The sequence below is a fragment of the Pseudomonas serbica genome (assembly GCF_028823535.1).
GTDB lineage: Bacteria > Pseudomonadota > Gammaproteobacteria > Pseudomonadales > Pseudomonadaceae > Aquipseudomonas > Aquipseudomonas serbica.
In genome coordinates this window covers 879190-891360 of sequence record NZ_JAQIYM010000090.1, presented here as the reverse complement: position 1 = coordinate 891360, position 12171 = coordinate 879190, and the positions used below count along the sequence as shown (strand labels likewise).

At 54.9% G+C, this 12171-nt stretch carries 13 protein-coding genes; 5 read left to right on the top strand and 8 right to left on the bottom strand.

The window, feature by feature from the left end; all coding sequences use genetic code 11:
• Positions 1 to 248: 248 nt before the first annotated feature.
• The 4 genes from pilV to NQL71_RS35660 all read left to right on the top strand — a co-directional run bounded on the left by pilV (position 249) and on the right by NQL71_RS35660 (position 7107).
• Positions 249 to 2066 (top strand): shufflon system plasmid conjugative transfer pilus tip adhesin PilV, encoded by a 1818-nt coding sequence (gene pilV / locus NQL71_RS35675; protein WP_274644323.1) that lies wholly within the window; start codon positions 249 to 251, stop codon positions 2064 to 2066.
• Between the two features lie 158 nt (positions 2067 to 2224).
• Positions 2225 to 3826: a hypothetical protein gene (locus NQL71_RS35670; protein ID WP_274644322.1), complete on the top strand. Its 1602-nt coding sequence runs from the start codon at positions 2225 to 2227 to the stop codon at positions 3824 to 3826.
• Positions 3827 to 3840: 14 nt separating this feature from the next.
• Positions 3841 to 5472, top strand: a complete 1632-nt coding sequence (locus tag NQL71_RS35665; RefSeq protein ID WP_274644321.1) for a hypothetical protein — start codon at positions 3841 to 3843, stop codon at positions 5470 to 5472.
• Between the two features lie 12 nt (positions 5473 to 5484).
• On the top strand, positions 5485 to 7107 hold the full coding sequence (locus NQL71_RS35660; protein ID WP_274644320.1) for a hypothetical protein: 1623 nt from the start codon (positions 5485 to 5487) through the stop codon (positions 7105 to 7107).
• A 19-nt stretch (positions 7108 to 7126) separates the two neighbouring features.
• Here the strand turns inward: NQL71_RS35660 and NQL71_RS35655 are convergent, their stop codons facing one another.
• From NQL71_RS35655 to NQL71_RS35625, 7 genes are all read right to left on the bottom strand, one after another.
• The gene (locus NQL71_RS35655) at positions 7127 to 7600 is read right to left on the bottom strand and encodes a hypothetical protein (RefSeq protein ID WP_274644319.1); all 474 of its coding nucleotides are present in this window, start codon (positions 7598 to 7600) and stop codon (positions 7127 to 7129) included.
• Positions 7597 to 8076 carry a hypothetical protein gene (locus NQL71_RS35650; RefSeq protein WP_274644318.1) on the bottom strand — a complete coding sequence of 160 codons (480 nt, stop codon included), beginning with the start codon at positions 8074 to 8076 and terminating at the stop codon, positions 7597 to 7599. The genes NQL71_RS35655 and NQL71_RS35650 overlap by 4 nt, the downstream gene beginning before the upstream one ends.
• A 41-nt stretch (positions 8077 to 8117) precedes the next feature.
• Positions 8118 to 8390, bottom strand: a complete 273-nt coding sequence (locus NQL71_RS35645; protein WP_274644317.1) for a hypothetical protein — start codon at positions 8388 to 8390, stop codon at positions 8118 to 8120.
• Positions 8380 to 8805 (bottom strand): hypothetical protein, encoded by a 426-nt coding sequence (locus NQL71_RS35640; RefSeq protein WP_274644316.1) that lies wholly within the window; start codon positions 8803 to 8805, stop codon positions 8380 to 8382. Before NQL71_RS35640 ends, NQL71_RS35645 begins: the two co-directional genes overlap by 11 nt.
• 102 nt (positions 8806 to 8907) lie before the next feature.
• Positions 8908 to 9387 carry a hypothetical protein gene (locus NQL71_RS35635; protein ID WP_274644315.1) on the bottom strand — a complete coding sequence of 160 codons (480 nt, stop codon included), beginning with the start codon at positions 9385 to 9387 and terminating at the stop codon, positions 8908 to 8910.
• A 121-nt stretch (positions 9388 to 9508) separates the two neighbouring features.
• Positions 9509 to 9958 (bottom strand): hypothetical protein, encoded by a 450-nt coding sequence (locus NQL71_RS35630; RefSeq protein WP_274644314.1) that lies wholly within the window; start codon positions 9956 to 9958, stop codon positions 9509 to 9511.
• Between the two features lie 383 nt (positions 9959 to 10341).
• A complete protein-coding gene (locus NQL71_RS35625; RefSeq protein WP_274644313.1) occupies positions 10342 to 10515 on the bottom strand; it encodes a hypothetical protein in 174 nt (57 codons plus the stop codon).
• A 145-nt stretch (positions 10516 to 10660) separates the two neighbouring features.
• On the opposite strand from NQL71_RS35625, the gene NQL71_RS35620 reads away from it, so the two are divergent.
• The gene (locus tag NQL71_RS35620; RefSeq protein ID WP_274644312.1) at positions 10661 to 10801 is read left to right on the top strand and encodes a hypothetical protein; all 141 of its coding nucleotides are present in this window, start codon (positions 10661 to 10663) and stop codon (positions 10799 to 10801) included.
• A gap of 190 nt (positions 10802 to 10991) precedes the next feature.
• On the opposite strand, the gene NQL71_RS35615 is transcribed toward NQL71_RS35620, so the two are convergent.
• Positions 10992 to 12170 carry a hypothetical protein gene (locus NQL71_RS35615; RefSeq protein ID WP_274644311.1) on the bottom strand — a complete coding sequence of 393 codons (1179 nt, stop codon included), beginning with the start codon at positions 12168 to 12170 and terminating at the stop codon, positions 10992 to 10994.
• Between the last annotated feature and the right edge of the window lies 1 nt (position 12171).

Below are 12171 nucleotides of genomic sequence, written 5' to 3'. Positions count from 1 at the left end.
GACGCCCATATTCAACCTGTTGCGAAAAAACCAAGTCCATCCAGGTGGGCTTGGTTTTTTATATCTGTCCTTGTGCTCTTTTATATATAGAAAATCGGCCTGTTATAAAAGGGCTGGCTATATACCGATCTTATGGTAATTCTGCAAATGTACAGATGTGTCAATTCATTCACATTGTTGATACATCGCGTATGAATGTTTGTTAATATATAGGAACAACTATAAGAAAATGCTCTCCTGGAGGTTTCATGAAGAGCCAGCGCGGTGTAACCCTGATAGAACTCATCATGGTCGTCGGCCTCATGATGTTCATCACAATCCTGGCCTTCCTGGAAAAGCAGGTTGATCTTGAGCAAGCCAGGGCTCGTATCGTTGGCGGCTTGATCTTCCAGTACAACAACGCCGTTCGCTCGGCCTTGGCCAGAGATCTGTCCAGTATTACAGCTGGCACCTACAACGGCTCCATCTGGTTGAAGAGCAACACCTGTCCAGGCACCGGAGGCTCACAAGCCCCCGGCAATGAGCTCCTTCCCTGCGACTTCCCAGATGCGACGGCGATCAACCCGATCCCCTTCGGCAGCATTGTGTTGAGTACCAACGTGGTGATCTCGGGTACCGCACCGAACTTGAAGTTCACCGCCACCACGAGTTCCTCTGCATTCAAAGTCCAAGACACCGACGGCACCTTGAGAGTGCGTGCTGACCTGTCTGGATTGGCTGTCCTCACTGCTGCGTCCGCAATGAACTCAGGCTACCAGTCGGCGGCTGGCGGTGGCCTAACCCCCTACTCCGCCACCACGGATGCTCGCTACAGCGCCGATGCCATCAGCGGCAAGATGATTTTCGTAGCCAGCAACAACGCCTACAACGACACCTGGTTGCGCACCGACGGCTCTAACCAGATGCATGCCCCATTGCAGTTCGACAGCCCTGCACCGGGCAACCGGGCGATCATTGGCGCCTCGAGCATTCAAAACCTTGCTGGCCAGGCAATTCGCATTGGTAACGGTTCAGGCCTTAGCGCAGTTACCAGCTCTGGAGTCATCGTTGGCTCAAGCGCCGAGGTACTGGGTGACTTCCGGATCAGAAGCAACTCGCAAGTCGACGGATATCAAACCGTCAATGGTAACCTGAACGTGGGTGGCTCAACTGGCATCGCCGGCAACCTGAGCGTCAATGGCTCGATTGGCGCCAACGGGCAGGTGTCTACGAGCCAATACATGTGGGCTGGCACCAGCGTTTACGGGCAAAATTTCATCGATGTAAACGATGGAAACTATTACATCGACCCGAACGGTACCAGCCGCCAAAACGTCGTGATGGCGAACACCTCGTATGCCTCTGTGTTCTACGACATCAACAACAGCGGCTACTACGTCCAACCGTCCGGCACCAGCCGGCTGAACGCTGTTCAATCAAACGTCGAATACTCAGGCATCTACTACGACATCAACAATACCGGCTATTACGTCCAGCCGTCGCAGACCAGCCGCATGAACTCGGTGATGGCAAACGTTGCATACGCGAGTATTTTCTACGACATCAACAACACCGGGTATTACGTTCAACCTGCTTCAAGTAGCCATCTGAACACCCTGATCGCGAATGGCATCTACAACGCCGGGCGCGTGGAAATTGGTGAGTTCTTGCAACTCGACAGCATCTCTACCGCAGGTTGGGGTTGTTCACCTAACGGCTTAGTCAGCCGCGATGCCTGGGGTGGACTGCTCTCCTGCACCAATGGTCTGTGGGCATCCCCTGGGGTGAGCGCAGAGGCGCCAGTCACCATTGTTTCAGTAGGGCCTACAAGGACTACATGGAGTGGTTGCTGGTCATCGCCAAAGACTGCATTGATCACCGCCACTGGGCCTGGCGCCACCAGTTTGGTCATCAACGGCGTGACCGTTGGCACCACCATGGGCTGGGGTGGCGAATTCTCCGACATTGGCATGGACTTCCCCATCAGTGGAATCGTGCCTGCGGGCGGGAGTTACTGCTACTACGTCACGAACAACAGGGCTTACAGCTACTCGGCAGGGATTCGTGTTGTGTCCTCCAGCCTCTAATCAGCCTTGCGCTGTCCTTCTCCCCCGCCTTCTGGCGGGGGTCTTGTTTTGGCCTCGAACTCAGCCACCGGCACAGCCGTTGTAGTACGCGATTCTGCTACGCCTTGCCTGGAACCGGCCTTGCCGCCCATGCCATACTCGGGAAAAGGAGATCTGCCGTGCATTCACTGTTCCCCCGTGCAATTGAAGCCCTGTTTCAGCCCCTGCAAAAGGCCCGTGCCGACCAGATCCTGGCCGACATCAATGCCTACCTTCAGCTCCATCATTTGAAGGCTGACAGCCTGGTGGACTTCCAAGCACAAGGGCACCTCAGTGAATACCTGAAATCCGATGACTACGAAGACCTGTTTTTCAATATCAACATCGCGGATCCGTACAACCACGACCAGGCCCTGCTGATGGCGTTCATCGCCGACGGCGGGCGCATTGACGACTTGATACACAACTGCATCCACGAGTTCGAACCAAAATATCTGATCGACCAGCTGAGCAAACGCAGCCCACAGGAGTTCATCGCCACAGCAGGCCTGATCCCTGGGCCTGGCGCCAATCGCTTGTACAACGGCATGGTGCACCACCTGATCGAGCAGCATGCACCGGTGATCGAAGATCACGTCTCATCGGGGCGGGAGCACAAAACCGTTCAGTACACTCACCCATTGTTCCACCAGATCGCACAGGCGCCCTCCCTCGCCGGCACAGTTGCTCGCTATGATTGGCCCCTGGACGACACATTCAGCCGAACTCTGACAGCCAAAGCTCACGAGTTCGACGCCGGCGCCTATCATGATCTGATGATTCACGTCCTCGCCGATGATCACGGTGAGCAAGAGTTCGAGTTCGCCGAGGGTGAAGGGATGGAAGGCCATTACCGAGATCCCTTGCACAACAAGATGCTCAACACACTATTCTACGCCGACGCCTACCGGCAGCTGGAGAACTCCAGCGACACCGCCACCATCCTCATGGACATGCGGCAGAAGGCGGAATGCTTGCTGTCAGCAGCAGGCGCTGACGAAGTCGGGGCAGACGTGTTCGATGATGCCGTTGAGCAAATGGTCTGCTGTGCCTTTACCGCGCATCCTGAGCATTTTGCAGGCGCAGGGTTTGGGGTCAAAAATCTGGTCGGAATCGATCCTAAGCGCAGCCCGACGCGCCAAGTGCGCAACCTTTTGTCGGGGCCCCTGGCCGTTTATTCAGAAAGCAATGCAGCCTCTAGCCGTGAGTCTTTCGCCCACCTCCGGGCTTACTTGCACGCGCTTGAGCCGGAATTTACCCCCGATGCCATGATCCAACACCAAGGGCTGAATCATGAACGAATCGAAAACGTCATCGAGGCCGAAAAGGCTTACGTTGCGGCCATCGCACCTTTCGTGATGAAGCCAGACACATCGCGAGATGACCTTGGGACTTTGGCCTACCAGATCAGCAAGGCCAATGCTTTCCATCATTACGCACTCGAAACCCTGGCCCCGATTTACTTCCAATACCTGTATCAAGTTCCTCTTCGCCAGGCAGATGGGACGTTACCGGGCAAAGGGCAATTCCAGGCCGACAACAGCAGGCACATTTTCCGAGAGCTATTCACCCAATGCCCCGGCATGAAAGAAACCCTCATTGCCCACATGGAGTCTAAAACCGGATGGACGCACGATCACCTGATCTTGACCGGGCTCGACTACCGAAGCGCACCAAATGTGTTCAAAGCCATGGATCTGCGAGACCAGGGTAGCGTTTTCTCATCTGACATTGGCGCGTAAAGGCAGATCACCACATGAGAAGCAATTTCAAGCTGTTTTCCCACGACACTGAAGCCGCCCTGCCCTATGAGCTGCGCCAGCACCTGCGACCGGTGCGTGAGGAAATTGATCAGTGGTTGACCCAGCAGGGGGAAATAGCTTCCGACCTGGCGGAGGTCAGCCAGCGAGGGTTGCTGCGTGAATACCTGGCTAAATCGACCAGGACATCGCTGTCGAAGACCGGTGAAATGAAATTCACCACCAATACCCCATTACTCAAACTGGGTGAGATCGACGATAAGTACCCCCACTTCTCCATTCTCATGGCCATCGCGCATGAGGGTGGCAACGTCTTCGATATTGAGAAGCCAGAGGCCCCCGAACTTGGGCTTGATATCTACAACCTCATCGACCGCCTACGCCGCCTCAGCCCGCAACAGTTCATAAGTACTTCAGGGTTGCTGCCAGGGCCAAAATCTAACCAGATGTACCGCGATCTGCTGAAAAACGTGATGTCAGAGCGTGAGAAAACCGTGATTCACCAGCTCAACTCTGACCCACTGAGCTCTTATGTACACTCGGCGCACTGGTTACAAACGGTTGAAACCCTTACCGGCCAACCTGCGCACGACAATCCATTCCCTATTTTATGCTCCCCAGATGGCCGGTTCGCACTGAACACGCGCCAGGAAGCGTTTAACCTCACCCAATACCAGCGCCTGATGGAAATCATGTGCCCAGGCGAGAACCAGTTCGGACACGACAACCTCGACCGACTGTTCTATCCCGACGCTTTTGCCATGTTGGAAACCTGTCAGAACAAGGCACAAACCATCAAGGTCATCACTACCAAAGCCAGGTATTGGGCGGACAAGACCAATGAGCCCCAGGAAATCAAAGATAATCTGGTGGAGCAGTTACTGGCGTGCGCCCTCATCTCCCATCCTGAGCACTTCAAGTTCGCGGGTTGCGGAATTCGCAACCTTGTCGGCTTAGTCGGTGAACCAACGGGCTCTAAAACCAGCGCCCTCATGAAGCGCGAACTCATCGCAGGCCCACTAGCGACATTCTCGAGATCCAGGTTCAAAGTCCAGACTGTTTTTGACCTGTCGCCATTGAGTAGTTTTCTTCAGTCTTTAGATCCCTCGTTTTCCATTGAAACCCTGGTCGAGCATCGCGGCTTTGCCCACCCTCGACTGATCGATCTCGTAGGAAGTCTGGGCGGTCATCACCCGGCCATCGAGGCGGCGTTGACTGAAGGATCAATTCCTAGCGACCAGATGTCGCCTGTCCTGCTGATGGTAAAGCGCAAAAAAGCGTATGGGGCCTATCAGCTCGACAGTCTGCTTGCATTGCTACGCCCGGTCATCAACAAGCTTCAACGCTTCGCGCCGGTGAACCCGGATGACGAGTCGCCAAAGGCGCCAGAAACGCCGAAAAACAACAAATCTCAAATTGAATGGGACAGAGGGGAATACATCCTGCCTGCCTTTGCCCAAAAGCCAGGACTCAAGGCCGCTGTGATAGCACAGCTGGAGAACCTGGAAGGCGTCACGCCGGATCACCTGATGCTAATCGGTGTCAGCGGTGCCGAGGTGCCGCAGATCGTCAGGAAGATGCCTCTGACGGCCCAGGGTTCACTCTTCTCCGCCGACCTTGGTCTTTGATAGGAACCATTTATGACCGCTACCCTGCAACTGTTCGCTCCCGAGACCCTCGCGGCCCTATCTCCGGCTGCACAAAGCCACTTGGGCCCCGTACTGACGCAACTGGAGGCGTTCCTGGCCGACAACTGCGCCACCGCTAAGGATCTTGCAGAGGTCAGTCAGAAAGGGTTGCTGCACCGCTTCATGGACAGCCTCCCGCCGATCATCCTGGATAAGGATGGCGAATACCTCGGGGAAGAGAAAAAGGCCTACCTCATCAGCTACGAACGCGTCGACGACACATACGAACACCTGCCCGTCATCATGGCCCTGGCCCATGAAGGTGGAAAGATCTGGAGCATGGTCGCGCCGGATACCCGCTCACGGGGCCTCAATTACCAGAGCATGGTGCACCTGCTGAGCCGGCTGAGCCCACAGCAGCTGATCTGTACCTCAGGGCTATTGGCCGGCCCTAAGTCCACGCAAATTTTTTTCGATTTTATGAAGCAGATGATCGCCAAGCACTCCTCTCTCTTTGAGCAGGAACTTCATGCGGGACGCGAAGGCGAAGGTCAGAACATGCGTCACTGGTTTCGGCACATGGAGCAGATCACCGGTGAGTGCAGCTTGCACACTCACGGGTTAGAGATATCGATCAACACGCGCAATCTGGACACCCTGAATCGTAGTTTGGAAGACTTTGACCTCGGCGAATACGAGCACCTGATGAACACCCTGCTGCCGAGCAGCGAAAGCTACTTCCAGTACGATGTACTCGATCACCTGTTCCTTTCCGATGCATTCATGATGCTTGAGCAGACTCAGGACACCGCGCTGGTGCTCAAAGTCCTGACGGCCAAGGCCCGCTTCTGGGCAGAGAAACTTGAACCGAGCAACTCGTTCAACGATGACCTGGCCGAGCAACTAATAACTTGCGCCCTCTTCACCCATCCCGAGCACTTCAAGCGGGCCGGACTGGGGTTACGCAACGTGATCGGCCTCCAGCCAGAGCGAGCCCTGTTTCCGAGCGTTAAAGACCTTCTAACCGGGCCGCTAGCTTTATTTTCCATCAGCCGCCAGGGATCGAACTTGAGTCAATCCAGCGGACTGGATCGACTTCTGACCTACACCAAGGCTCTGATCCCTGAGTTTTGCGTTGACAAGCTGATCGAGAAAAGCGGTTTTACCAACACTCGGGCACTGGAACTGCTGAAATTGCAGGGTGGTCACAGTCCAGCGCTCGAAATCATGCTGGCCGACGGGGCTGTACCACCAGGCCTTGCAGAACCGCTACTAAACATAATCAACGAAACAGCAAGCCATGCGGCGTATCTGCCGACAAGTCTTACCACGATTCTGGCCACCCTGATTGATCGCGTGAGGCTTTCAGACGCGCCGGTAGATCAGAGTGGCCACTGGAGCGATGACTTCGCCGCCAAGGAGATCAAAAGGCTTCAGGCCGATTACTTTGCACCGGCCACGGCGGCCAGCACCGGTTTGAAGAAAGAGCTGATCAGCTACCTGGATAAATTGGTGGGGGTCACGCCTGAACACCTGCAGCTAACCGGCATTGACGCGGCAGATTGTCCACACATTGTGCGTAAAATGTCACTTCAGGAGCAAGGAAAGCTGTTTTCCCAGGACTTAGGCCTTTGAGCAGACATTAAGTCGCTGATTATTTCTTGGTGTGCAGGACTGGGTTATCCGGCTCGTCGTCCCAGATTTTCACTGTTAATGGCACAGGCTTCAGGAGATGCGGATTGCATTTCAGCTGCTTGGCCAGTTCCTTAAGTACCAGATCCAGGTGCAGATCCGCCAAGGCGCCATTAGAGAAATTGTGCGAAAGCACTTTTGCCAAATTCTCGGCCTGGTAAGGTGTAATGGTCAGGTTGGTCATCGCATCACGTTCGAGGGTGAGCTTCTGAACCTGCGCTCTCAAGGCAAGATTGGACAAGGCATAAGACGTGGCGCCGGTATTGTCATTGGTGAAGTCGAACCACCGATTGGTGTGCGACTCCCCTTCCTCATATTCCCTGATCATGCAATCCGTATCGACCAGCGCCCGGCAGATCACCTGATCGCCGCTGTTGGATCGGCAGGAAACCTGGGAGCCATCCGGCAGCAGTACCTGGTAGACACGCTCTTTCAAGCGGGAATCTCCAATTTGTCGTCGAGGGTCTTGGGCAGCTTCTCACCAGGCTTGAACACGATGTAGACCTTGCTCTCCCAATCGGCCAGTTGCCCACCGGCTGGATGATTGAAGACCCCGGTGCGGTGGGCCTCGCCGATCAGCTCTTTTGCCACTTCGATGCGCTCACCGTCCGGATCCAGCTCAAAAGCCAGCTTTAGCAGTCCCGGATAGCCGGTGGCGTACTGGATGGCATTGCCGATCAGGGCATCATCCGTGGCAGGGCCGCTCTCGTCGCCCAGGAGCGCGCACAGCTCCCCATAGGTCAATCGGGTGCAGGATTTCGTCCTGAGATGCTCCACCAGCCTCAGCAGGCCCTTCCCGACGGGTGTGGAGTCGCCGAACACGGTGTTGCGAAACTCGTTGAAGAATAGCTCACGAATCGTGGCGTTGATCTCTCCCCAAGTTGGTACGGTGTCGGCTTTCGAAATTGACATTTGATCTCAATCCAATAGGGTGGCGCTTGCGCCGCAGATGCTCAGTCTTTCATACCGGTCTGGTAGATTGCCTTAATGCTGAGCACCTTTAACGGGGCCTCGCAATCAGGATCAACACGCTGGTAGGCGCCGTCGTAATAGGATCCATTGGGCTGGTACGCAACATCAACCAGCTCCAGCCCCAAAACATCACAAAATCCGCTCTCGTAGCCATCCAAAACGATCTTGGTATCATCTGGGAAAGAGGCCAAGGCCTCGATCAATTCAAGCTTTGTCATGCCGCTCTGACCCCCTGGAACGCGCTTACCCAGCATGCTGGGTCACCATTTTTCGCGTTTCGGGGAAAACCACATTCGACCAGTCCCTTACCCTGGAAGTACGCTGGCAGTGAAAGAGCGCCTGCTCCAACGTCATTCCCTCCAACATGCGCTGGCGCACGGTTCTTGGGCTCGAGGTTACATCAAAATGAGCGCACAGCTCAGCGACAGTTCCCTTGATACCGCGTACGGTGCGCCGGGATTTCTCCAATTTGGCGTCACGTGCTTTGGCGAAATTGGTCTTCAATTTCTCCCTATGGGCAGCATCGGGCATGGCTCGTGCCCAGCGTAAATCCGGAAGATCCAGGCAAGCTTTTCTAAACTGAACAGGAGTCAGTCCAAAATGACGGGCTGCTTCTCTTCTGCAGACACCATTGGCGGCAAGTTGACGAATTTGCTGATCTAAATCCACGGGGTCTCCAGGAGTAAAATAAATGGGGATGGGGCCAGGCTTGGAGAGAAGTCGCCCTCTCCGCGAAGCGGCTATCGCTTTGATCTGATGTTGAGGGAGGCCTCAGACCCGATGCTCGATCACCGCGCCAGCCGATCCTCGGACGTAGCCAAGCTTGATCCAAGGTCTTTTCGATTTTGCCGATGTCTTGGTTTTGGTTCTGGCTTGGACTTCGCCTTTGCTTTGGCGGGGAAGGAACATAGCTTCCTCCAAGTCCATGCCGGCAGCCACGCGCCGGTTAACGGTGCTGTAACTGATGGGTGTTTTAAAGTGCGCACAGAGATCCAGGACGGTGCCGGTGACACCCCTTACGGTATGCGTCAATGCGGCCTTTCTGGCGGCACGGGCCTTCACCAGGTTTGCCTCCAAATAAGGCACTGACTGCTTGGCCCGCTTACGGCGCGGTTTCGGCTTCCAGACAAGACCCTGGATATGCTCACACATCAGAGCGATTTTCTTAGGAGGTACGCCAATTACGTTGGCCACCTCAGTCTTGTTGCATCCGCTCGCGACCAATCGACGAATTTGCTGTTCCAGATCCATGGCACACCTTCGGTTTTATTGATTCCCTGAACGCTCGGTTGAAGTTAGAACCACATCGAGCGCTCGCCAAAAAACTTGCTGACCACTTTCGTTAACACTTGTCGACGCACAGCCCGCCGCTTTACGCACGATGCTCAACGACCGCAGAAGAGCCGGCTCTCACGTAGCCATGCACAACCGGTTTTGGCGCTTTTACCGGCATCTTGGAGGTTGAGAACATCGCCTCTTCCAGACCCATGCCCCCGTTCACGCGTCGCTGAACAGTGCTGTAGGTCACGGCGGTGTTGAAATGGGCGCAGAGCTCATTCAGGGTGCCAGTGACACCGCGTACCGTACGGGTAAGGTTGGCCTTGCGGGCGGCGCGGGCTTTAACCAGGTTAGAACCCCACTTGTCCTTGGATTCATTGGGGCAAACACCGCTAGCGCTGGATTTTTTAGGCTTCCACTGAAGGCCTTCGATACACTCGCAAATCATGTTCAATTTGATCGTGGTAATACCAATGACGCGGGCCGCTGCAGCCTTGCTGGTGCCACTTGCCGCCATTTTTCGAATTTGCTGTTCCAGATCCATCACTACGTTCCAATTATTCTTGATTTTCAGATTGGATGGCTGAAGGCAGGATCACCTTCACGTTGCAGTTTGCCAAAATCGCCCGTACATCGTATTCGTTATTGCAAAGCCTGGACGCATCGGATGTCGCTGAAATAACCCGGTATCTGGCCCCACAAGGACAGGTGTGTTCACCTTTCAGGACATCATCCAGCAACAGCGCCGTGGGCAAGCCACATTGGGTGCACGTGCGATCATCCTTCAGGCGGCTCTGGTTGGCCCCTTTGCCCTCACGCAGGAATTTGGAGGCGTTGCAACATAGTCTGTTAAATCGGTTGCGCAATCTCACAGTCGATCCCCTAAGATGCTAGCCGGCCCGTCGTGCCGGAAATTCGATTCTCTCGTTACCGTAGCCACCACGCCTGAGCCACGGCGCCTCCCACGATGAGCGCAATCTTCAGCCGGTTGGCCCAGCGCTGCGACTTCCAGACTTCAACCTGCATGTCCATCAGCTTGTTTTCGCAGACGATATGCTCTTGTACACCGCCGCAATCTTTGCACTCACACCAGAGGGACACGGGGTTATCTCAGTCGTAAAAATAGTGGTCGCGACAATACCCATCAATTGACAGATTGTCAAAGGCCAATCGCCAGCAAAACTAACCATTGGTCGGCGAGAGACAACTTGTCATAATGGTTAAAACAACAAGAAAGGAGCTGCAAATGTTCAACGATATCAAGCCGATGGGCAAGCGCTTCGGCAAATGGTACATGGCTTCTGAAACGCCGACGATGGTGACCTGCTCGGCGGTGATCGCCGTGATTCTGGCGTACGACTGGCTCTCGAAGCACGGCGTGCTTTAAGGAGCCCAGGAAATGAAAAACCGCGCCGGGGCGTTGGCCGGGGCGCGGTTTTTTTGTTGCTGTCGAGTGCTCTTTATCCCAGTGGTTTCTGGGGCCCCTTGCGGGTCGGCGGGTAAACTCCCTTGGTGTTAAAACCAAGTCCTCGAACACGTCTACCTGTCAGACAATTTAACCACTTTGTCGCGGGCTATCAAAGACCCAGGTCGGCCTGAAAACGATTCCCCAGTATATGCAGACGTTCGTTCTCCGAGTACACATGCAGCGCCCTCAGCTTGGCCACAGCGTCATACAGATCCTCAGCCTGGTAAGCCTTGCCTAGCGCTTCCTTCAGGACGGCGGGCTCGATGTGGTCGGCCAGCTTGATCTTCTCAAGCCACTGCGGATCAGGATCGCTGTACTTGATCAGATTCAGCACTTTGCCAACGTCAAATCGCTCTCGCGGCAAGACTGGCGCCATGTCATTTAACACTTTGGCCCAAAAAACCTTATCAAAAAACTTCTCGTCACGCGTGCGATGAAGCTCATCAAAGCAGGTGACGGCCAAGTAGCGACGCCTGGATTCAAGCTGTTTGTCGGTCAACTCCCCGGTTTCATGGAGATGGTCAATGGCCTCGCGGATGAGGTTATAGCTCTCACCAAACCATGCAGGCGCATGGTTATTTTTCCAGACCGTGTTCAACAACTTGTCCAACATGGTGGGTATGTCCACGCCGGCGCCAGCCAAGGCAGGAATCCCGCCGATCTTCCGGAGCCACCTTGGGCTCCTGTCCATGTCCTCGAGGGCCTTCCGTGTCAGTTCGGGCAAGGCATCGATGTGGGTTTCACCGCCAAACGCCTTCTGCAGGCCTTCCAGCTCCTTGACGAAGGCCTCGGGCCCATCGCCCACTCCCATCACGTTCAAGGCAATCGGGGTCGAAATTTTGCAGAGCCACGGTTGGTATCTAGCAGGATCATTCATTGCCATGTGGTACAGCGCTGCAAGCAACTTCCCTTTTTCCGGGGGCGTTTGGAAAGTCGTGAGTTCAATGTAGGGCGCAAACAATCCACCTTCGCCAAACAGCGTGCGCAACGTTCTGCCCATCACCTGGCTATCTAAGATTTTGGCCGGGCACGACAACAGCGCCCGATTCCAGAGAACGACGCTGCCGGCGAAGTTGTCTTCGTATTCCTTTCCGCCAGCGGGAAAGATGTGCTTAAGAGATTCCAGGTCTTCGTCCATTTCCTTGAGGAACCGTTGTACATACATCTCGGCACTTGGCTCATTCTGAAGGCGCTGCGAGACGTTAAGTGCCCGATTGATCAGCTCGTCCAGCCGTTTGCTCTGCTCTTGGCTTAATTCGGTCTGTGTTTCCACGGCGGTCGTATTCATC